The 7,027-nt window shown below is 64.7% G+C and carries 5 protein-coding genes; 4 read left to right on the forward strand and 1 reads right to left on the reverse strand.

Annotated elements, in window-relative coordinates; genetic code table 11:
- Positions 1-41 precede the first annotated feature (41 nt).
- Positions 42-1,082: a pirin family protein gene (locus tag ABB27_RS18750; RefSeq protein ID WP_057630816.1), complete on the reverse strand. Its 1,041-nt coding sequence runs from the start codon at positions 1,080-1,082 to the stop codon at positions 42-44.
- 108 nt (positions 1,083-1,190) lie between these two features.
- On the opposite strand from ABB27_RS18750, the gene ABB27_RS18755 reads away from it, so the two are divergent.
- The 4 genes from ABB27_RS18755 (at position 1,191) to ABB27_RS18770 (ending at position 6,426) form a co-directional block, all read left to right on the forward strand.
- Positions 1,191-1,604 (forward strand): winged helix-turn-helix transcriptional regulator, encoded by a 414-nt coding sequence (locus ABB27_RS18755; RefSeq protein WP_057630818.1) that lies wholly within the window; start codon positions 1,191-1,193, stop codon positions 1,602-1,604.
- Positions 1,605-1,696: 92 nt separating this feature from the next.
- Entirely contained in the window at positions 1,697-4,459 is a 2,763-nt protein-coding gene (locus tag ABB27_RS18760; RefSeq protein ID WP_057630819.1) for a DUF2339 domain-containing protein, read from the forward strand.
- On the forward strand, positions 4,456-5,841 hold the full coding sequence (locus tag ABB27_RS18765; RefSeq protein ID WP_057630821.1) for a DUF3999 family protein: 1,386 nt from the start codon (positions 4,456-4,458) through the stop codon (positions 5,839-5,841). The genes ABB27_RS18760 and ABB27_RS18765 overlap by 4 nt, the downstream gene beginning before the upstream one ends.
- Positions 5,842-5,982: 141 nt before the next feature.
- On the forward strand, positions 5,983-6,426 hold the full coding sequence (locus tag ABB27_RS18770; RefSeq protein ID WP_057630823.1) for a hypothetical protein: 444 nt from the start codon (positions 5,983-5,985) through the stop codon (positions 6,424-6,426).
- The last annotated feature ends 601 nt before the right edge of the window (positions 6,427-7,027 follow it).

Genomic DNA, 7,027 nt, shown 5'->3' on the forward strand with positions numbered 1-7,027 from the left:
AGGGTTGGGAGGGGTGCTTTCAGCAGTTGCCCACGACCCCTTTATTGCCCTGGCGGCTCCTCGATCACCTCACTACCCGGATGCTTGGCAAAACGTCCCTGTCCGGCTGGATGCACCGGGCCATGGCTGGACCAGGGCCAGCCACCAAACTGGGTACGGCCGTAATCCCGCCGCGTCTGTTCAATCTCCTCGGCGCTGTTCATCACGAACGGGCCATAGGCCACTACCGGTTCGGCAATCGGAACGCCCTGCAGCAGCAGGATCTGCAGCACTTCACTGCCGCCGTTGTGCAGCGGCAGGGCACTGCCTGCGGCCACTTCCAACAGGCGCGGTTCGGCGACGGAGGTGCCGTCCACCTGCAACTGCCTGCCATCGTGGAAGTACAGCGTGCGCCGCGCGCCCGGCCGGCGGGCCGGCGGCAGGGTCAATGACGCGCCCGGCTGCAGGGTGATCTGCCACACCGCCAGGTCGGCGTCCGGATCGGCTGCCCACGAGTTGCGGCCCGGCGCCAGCGGAACCACTTCGGCCTGCGCGCCTTCCTGCGGCTGGTAGCGGCCGGCAATCACGTTCACCTCGGCGCCGTCGCTGCGGTACTTGGGAATGTTCTCGCCCCATAGCATCACGAACTCCGGATCGGCCATCTTGCTGCGCGCCGGCAGGTTCAACCAGATCTGGTACAGCTCCAGCGGATTGCCCTGCTCGCGCGAACGCAACGGGAACATCTCCGAATGCTGGATGCCGCTGCCGGCGGTCAGCCACTGCACGTCACCATCGCCGTAGCGGGCCGTGGCACCCAGCGAATCGGCGTGATCGACCACGCCCTTGGGCACGATGGTGATAGTTTCAAAGCCGCGGTGCGGGTGCGCCGGGAAGCCAGGCACGTTGACCCCGTGGTACATGCTGAAGCCGTCCTTGCCGCTGAAATCATGGCCCAGCTCGCGGCCGCCGAGCAGGCGCATGTCCACGGCCTGGTCGGCGGTGGCCGCTGGGAACTGGTCCAGGTGGTAGGCACAGAACAGGAACGGGTCGGTGCCCGGCCACGGGTGGCCCAGCGGTTCGTTGCGGAGGATCAGGTTGGACATCGGTGACTCCTTGCCTTGGTGGGGTAGGGCGACAGCGGGGTGGCGCCCACCTGTGTGGACATGCTCTATTGATGGGTGCGCGGTTCTACGCCACAAGGAGGCACGCCGATGGCAGCAACTCACACCGGTGATACTGGCCCGGGCGCAGGTGAAGACGCCGCGTACTGTCGGCAGATGCGCTTGTTGCTGGACCGTGTGGGCGAAAAATGGAGTCTGCTGGCGGTGCTTGCGCTGCGTGGCCAACCCCGCCGTTTCAACCAGTTGCGGCGTGAGCTGAGCGGTATCTCGCCACGCATGCTGGCCCGTTCGCTGCGTGGCCTGGAACGTGATGGGCTGGTCAGCCGGCAGGTCTACCCGACCGTGCCGCCGCAGGTCGACTATGCCTTGACCAGCCTGGGGCAATCGCTGCTGCAGCCGGTGGACGCCCTGATGCAATGGGCCTGGGCGCACCAGCCGCAGATGGACCAGGCGCGTTCCGACTTCGATGCCCAGCAGCAGGACGCGGACGAAGCGCCGCTGTAGGCGCATGCAGCGGAGCTGACTGTGCCCGACCTTGCGTTTTCAGGTGGCACCGATAAGGTGATGCAGCACGTTCAGGTGCACAAGGATGACGGATGGACGACAGTTGGGTGTTGTTGATAGTCCTGTTGGTGCTGGCCGCGCTGGCAGTACCGGTATTGCTGGTGGCCGCCCTGGTATCGGTGTCCTCGCTGAAGCGCCGCGTGGCCGTGCTGGAAGCGCGTCTGGACGCTGGCGACACCGAGCCCGTACCGCGACAGCCGCGCAACGAGGCCGCGCAGCCCTACGCATGGCAGCAGCCGGAAGCCAATCCAGACGATTCCCCCGCCGTGCCGGAGACGGCTGTGCCGGTCGCTGCGCCAGCACCGGTTGTTTCGTCCGAGCCTGCGCCGGTCACCGCTACGCCACTGCCGCCGCCATTGCCACCCCGACCAGATCCGCTTGATCCACTGGCAAGTGCACCGCGCCGCCCGCTTCCGGCACGTCAACCGGCCCCGGAGCAGACCTGGACGCCGGCCGCACCTGCGCCACCGGCAGAACCCAACATCATCGAGCGTGCGCTTGCCTACGCCAAGCAATGGCTGACCAGCGGCAATGTGCCGGTCAAGGTCGGCATGCTGGTGCTGCTGGCCGGTGTCGCCGCCCTGCTGAAGTACGCCAGTGACCAAGGCTGGTTCGTGGTGCCGCCTAGCCTGCGCCTGGCAGGCATCAGTGCCGCCGCGCTGGCGGGTCTGGTGTTTGCCTGGCGCAAACGCGAGAGCCACCGAAGTTTTGCCCTGGCGATGCAGGGCGGCATGATCGGCATCCTGTTGCTGGTGGTGTTTTCGGCCTGCAAGAACCACGGGATGATCGGCGTCGTGCCGGCGTTCGCGTTGAGCGTGGTGCTGATTGCCGGGCTGTCGGTGATGGCCGTGCTGCAGGAAAGCCGGACCCTGGCCATCCTCGGTGTGCTGGCCGGCTTCATGGCGCCGATCTGGTTGTCCGATGGTAGTGGCAACCATGTTGCCTTGTTCTCGTATTACGCCCTGCTCAACCTTGGCATCTTCGCCATTGCCTGGGTGCGGCCGTGGCGCATCCTCAACCTGCTGGGCTTCGTCTTTACCTGGGGCATCGGTACGGTTTGGGGTGTGCTGGACTACGAACCGGCCAAGTTCAACAGCGTCGAGCCCTTCCTGGTGCTGTTCTTCGCGTTCTATCTGTTGCTGCCCTTGTTGTATGCGCGCAAGGCCAGCACCGCGGGCAGTGCGCGCATCGATGGCTGTCTGTTGTTTGGTACGCCGCTTATCGCCTTCTCATTGCAGGCTGCGTTGCTGCAGGGCGATCGCATGCCGTTGGCATTCTGTGCACTGGGCGTGGCTGCGCTATATGCGGTGCTGGCACGCGCGCTGATCAACAACGAACGCATGAATGTGCTGGCACGCGGCTACGCCATTCTCGCGGTGGGTTTCGCCACGTTGGCGGTGCCTTTGGCCCTGTCTGCCAAGGCCACGGCATCGGTGTTCGCGCTGGAAGGGGCGGGCTTGGTATGGCTGGGCCTGACCCAGGATCGTCGCCTGGTCCGCTGGACCGGTATTGGCCTGCAACTGGCGGCCGCTGCGGCCCTGGCCATTGGTGTATCGGGCAGCCATTCAAGCGCAACAACCGCCATTGCCAATGCCGCCTTCATGGGCGCTTTGCTGATCGCCGTGGCCGGCTTCGCCAGCGCATGGTGGTACCGCGCCGCGGGCAATGCGCAGCTTGCGACCGTGGCTTACCTGTGGGCGCTGGCCTGGTGGTTGGGCAATGTGGTCATGGAGATCGGTGATTTCGTCGAGGTCGGCAGCCGCCTGCATGCGGTGTTGCTGTTGCTGGGCGTAACCGCGTGGGTGGCAGCCGAAGTGCAGCGCCGTGCACCGGCCCTGGCGCTGTCGTTGACCACCCTGGGTGGTTTCGTCATGGCCTTCCCGGTCGCGTTCCTGCAGCTGTCCGAGTACGGCCAGCCGTTCGCTGGCCATGGTGCCTGGGCATGGCCGGTATTTGCCGCCTTGGGCGTACGCAGCCTGATGTGCCTGCGCGCCGGCAGTGGTGCGGTAGCCGGGCTGGCGCAGCTGGCCTGGTGGTTGTTGTGGCCGACCGTATTGTCGTTGTTGGCCTGGCATATCGGCGCGCGTTTCGCTTTGGCCGAGGGTTGGGTGGGCATGTTGTTGGCGCTGCCGTGGCTGCTGCTGGCGGTATTGTCGATGTACCGCTGGGCGTGGCTGTCGCAGCCGCTGGGTGCCGCGTTTGAGCGCTATCGCGCGGCCTTGCAGTTGGCGGTGTTCGCGGTATTGGGCTTGTGGTGGCTGACCTCCTTGGCCAGTGCGGGTTCGGCGGCGCCACTGCCGTGGATTGTCGTGTTCAACCCGCTGGAACTGGCCGAGATCGCGGTGCTTGCGCTGTTGGCGCTACGCCTGCGCCAGAACGGCAGCGCAGCGGTACTGCCGATGCAGTTGGTGGGTACGGCCTTGGCCGCCTTGGTACTGGTGACGGTGATGACCTTGCGCGCTGTCCATCACTGGGGTGATGTGTCGTGGAACGACAGCCTGCTCGGCAGCAAGTTGGCGCAGACCAGCCTGACCGTGGTGTGGAGCCTGCTGGGTGTGATCGGCTGGATCTCTGGCTCGCGTCGTGGCCAATGGGGGCTGTGGCTGGCCGGTGCCATCCTGATGAGCGTGGTGCTGGCAAAGCTGCTGCTGATCGATCGCAGCAATCTGGGCGACCTGCTCGGTATCGGCGCCTTCATCGCCTATGGCCTGCTGTGCACCCTGGTGGGTTGGCTGGCGCCGGCACCACCGCGGCGTGCAAATGCTGCAACAGACAACGAGGAAGTTTCCGCATGATCAAGCGCCTGCTGGTAGCGGCCTTGCTGCCTTTCAGTGCCTGCGCCGCCGATGATTTCGCCCGGCAGTGGCCGCTGCAGTTGTCCCAGCCCGATGCCGGCGCCTATCGGGTGCCGCTGGATGCAGACGTCTATGCCGCTGTGCATTGGCGTGACCTGCGTGATGTACGGGTGATCGATGCCGATGGCAAGCCGGTGGCCAGCGCGGTGTATGCCGCGGCCACACCGCTGGGTGGTGCGGTGCGTACCGCAGCCTTGCGTTGGTTTGCGTTGCCGGCGGCCAGCGCGGGTGGTGATGACGACCTGAGCGTGGTGGTGGAGCGCGATACTGCGGGCAAGGTGGTGTCGATCCGCAACCTGGTGGGCACGGCGCCCGCGGCAGCCGCTGCTGATCCGGTATGGCTGATTGATCTGGGCGATGAGGCCGGCAAGCTGCACAAGCTGCTGGTGGACTGGAGCGACACCGCGGCGACGCTGGACCTGGGCTACCGTCTGGAAGGCAGCGATGACCTGCGCGGTTGGCAGGTACTGGATCCACAGGTGCGCCTGGTGCAGTTGCGCAACCAGGGCAACGCGCTGCGCAACAACAGCATCCGGGTTGAATCAGGCCTGCGTTACCTGCGTCTGGTGCCTTTGCAGCGCAGCGGCGCGCCGCCGTTGCAGGGCTTGCGTGGCGAGTTCGCCGATGCGGTTGAAGCCGGCGATTGGCAGTGGCAGGAACTGCAGGCGGCTGCAGGCGGCAATGGCAAGGACGGTTATCTGTATCGCTTGCAGGGGCGGTTCCCGGTGCAGCGGCTGGACGTGCTGATGCCGGCCAACAGCGCGGTGAGCTGGACGGTATCCAGCCGCGATGAGGATCGCGCCAAGGGCGCTGACGGTGAACCTGTCTGGCAGACCCTGACGACCGGCTGGAATGCGTGGAACCTGACGCAGGCCGGCCGGCAGCAGCGTTCTGCACCGCTGGAAACCTCGGGCATCATCGATGACCGGCAATGGCGGCTGCAGGCCGAGCCGGGTGCGGTACCTGCCGCTGCGCCGGTGCTACGGCTGGGTTATCGACCGGGCAGCGTGGTGTTTCTTGCACAGGGCAAAGCACCTTACCTGCTGGTTGCAGGCAGCGCGGATGAAGGCAAGGCGCAGGCCGCGCTGGAGCCGATGCTGGCGGCATTGCGCACACACAACGGTGCGCAGTGGCAGCCGGCCGCGGCAAGCCTGGGCGCCGGCGCGCAGCGCGCCGGCGATGCCGCCTACCAGCAGCCAGAAGCGCCGCGCGACTGGAAGAACATGGTGTTGTGGCTGGTGCTGGTGTTGGGTGCAGCAGCAGTGGCGGGATTTGCTTTCAGCTTGATTCGCAGCAGCCGCGCAGAAAAAAGCAAACCATGATGTAGTGCCGAGCCATGCATGCTCGGCAGGGGCGTCGCGCTGCCATGGGGCTTCGGTAGGTAATTGCTGGCATCCAGGCAGAGATACGTTTCGTCAGGAAGACATTTCATCCAACCCAGGATAGGCAGAGGCTGAACGTCTATGTCCAGACGATTCTTGCAGTCAGAAGGTCCTTCACCAGACGAGCTGGCGTTTGCCGCGCCACTATTCACGCCATTGTTTGCCCTGCTCGGGCTTGGTGTCACCTTGCCCGAGCCACTTACGCTGTTTGATCTGGCCTTGCTGCTCCCAGTCATGGCAATTGTGTCGGTTTTCATCGGTTATATCGGCTTGCTGTTCATATGCATTCCGGTAATGGCACTGCTTTTCTGGGCGCGGCGATTGGATGCAGTGCGGCTGTGCTTCTTTTCCACGGTGATTGGTGCTGGGTTATGGACAGCGACCTCGATGTTTGGAGGTGGGCGGCCGCCTGAATCTCAGGATCTGTTTTCTCCGCTGTTGATGGGTGGCTTGTGCAGCTTGGGTGTGACGGCGGTGTTCTGCGTGCTAGGCAGGATTCCGCTGCAGGCTCGCGATTCGCAATAGCGAATGAGCGTAGTGCCGAGCCATGCTCGGCAGGGGCTTGCCCAAAAAACCGCATGTAGGAGCGGCGTAAGCCGCGAAGCTGGTGCGAAGAGATCGTGCAAGACGCCTGCAATTGCAGCCGGGTCAGGCTGTTTGGACACTGCCGGCTTCGCGGCTTACGCCGCTCCTACACGTTCGGGTTTTCTGGTAGTGCCTCTGCCGAGCATGGCTCGGCACTACGGTTTGAAGTCCTTGCTCAGCAGTCCGTACATGGCGCTGTCGCAGATTTCGTCGAACGCGGGTGCGCGCGAAGAACGCCTACTTCAAATGCTATGCAGCTTTCGTCAATGCGCGGATCAAAATCCTGCGCAGCTACCGATCATCGTTCGGGAAGTCGGATTGAACGAGCAATTCGGATAGCAAGCAGACTCAATGTAGCGGCTGTACATGCTCGGCTGGCGCTTGCCCATAATAACCGTGATTAGGAGCGGCCTCAGCCACGAAGCTGGCGCCGAGGACCCGGGCAAGACGCCTGCAATTGCAACGGGGTCAGGATGTTTGGGGCCGGCAGGCATGGCGGCTTCCGACGCCCCTAAACCCTTCGGTTTGCTGGTAAGGACGT

The sequence above is a fragment of the Stenotrophomonas terrae genome (genome assembly GCF_001431465.1).
In the GTDB taxonomy this organism is placed as follows: domain Bacteria; phylum Pseudomonadota; class Gammaproteobacteria; order Xanthomonadales; family Xanthomonadaceae; genus Stenotrophomonas; species Stenotrophomonas terrae.

What these genes read in the sequence shown, in the direction of transcription:
- ABB27_RS18750 (WP_057630816.1), bottom strand. Translation starts at nt 1,082, where the DNA reads ATGTCCAACCTGATCCTCCGCAACGAACCGCTGGGCCACCCGTGGCCG.
- ABB27_RS18755 (WP_057630818.1), top strand. Translation starts at nt 1,191, where the DNA reads ATGGCAGCAACTCACACCGGTGATACTGGCCCGGGCGCAGGTGAAGAC.
- ABB27_RS18760 (WP_057630819.1), top strand. Translation starts at nt 1,697, where the DNA reads ATGGACGACAGTTGGGTGTTGTTGATAGTCCTGTTGGTGCTGGCCGCG.
- ABB27_RS18765 (WP_057630821.1), top strand. Translation starts at nt 4,456, where the DNA reads ATGATCAAGCGCCTGCTGGTAGCGGCCTTGCTGCCTTTCAGTGCCTGC.
- ABB27_RS18770 (WP_057630823.1), top strand. Translation starts at nt 5,983, where the DNA reads ATGTCCAGACGATTCTTGCAGTCAGAAGGTCCTTCACCAGACGAGCTG.